The 857-nt window shown below is 65.2% G+C and carries 1 protein-coding gene; it reads left to right on the forward strand.

The genetic code is table 11. The features are described 5' to 3' along the window. The coding region (locus FQ705_RS18795; protein WP_144143577.1) for a filamentous hemagglutinin N-terminal domain-containing protein at positions 1 to 857 on the forward strand (857 nt) is incomplete at both ends.

Consider the following 857-nt stretch of genomic DNA (forward strand, 5'->3'; position numbering starts at 1 on the left):
GAACGATGTGGCGCGCATCATCGTCAACCAGGTCAACGGCCCGAACCCCTCCCAGATCCGCGGCGCGCTGGAGATCGCAGGCGCCCGCGCGGAGCTTGTGCTGGCGAATCCCTCGGGTATCTATCTCGATGGCGCGGGCTTCATCAACACCAGCCGCGCGACCCTGACCACGGGCGTGCCGTTCTACGGAGCCGACGGCTCGCTGGCTGGCTACAACGTCAACCGAGGCCTCGTGACCGTTGCCGGGGCGGGCCTCAATGCCTCGAATCTCGATCAGGTCGACATCATTTCTCGTGCCGTGCAGTCCAATGCGGCGATCTACGCGAAGAATCTGAACGTGATCGCCGGCGCGAACCAGGTCAATCACGACACGCTTGCCGCGACGCCGATCGCCGGTGACGGTCCTGTTCCCGCTGTCGCGATTGATGTGGCCCAGTTGGGTGGCATGTATGCCAACAGGGTGTTTTTGGTTGGCAACTCGGCAGGCGTCGGTGTCGCGAACGCAGGGACGATCGCGGCGCAGGCAGGCGATCTGACGCTGCAATCGAACGGCCGTCTGGTGCTCACGGGCAAGACGACGGCGAGCGGCAACCTCGCGTTGTCGGCCGCGAACGGGATACAGAACAGCGGTACGACTTACGCTCGGCAGTCGCTGTCGGCCAGCATCGGCACCGATCTCACGAACAGCGGGACACTGGCGGCACAGCAGAATACGAGCGTGAATGCCGGCAGCGTCAATTCAACCGGCACGCTCGGCGCGGGCGTGAACAACGACGGGGCGGTCGGCCAGGGCGGCAACCTGAACCTGACGGCCTCCGGCCAGTTGAGCGCAACCGGCCAGAATGCTGCCGGTGGCA

The sequence above is a fragment of the Paraburkholderia sp. BCC1884 genome, from assembly GCF_900996225.1.
Taxonomy (GTDB): Bacteria; Pseudomonadota; Gammaproteobacteria; order Burkholderiales; family Burkholderiaceae; genus Paraburkholderia.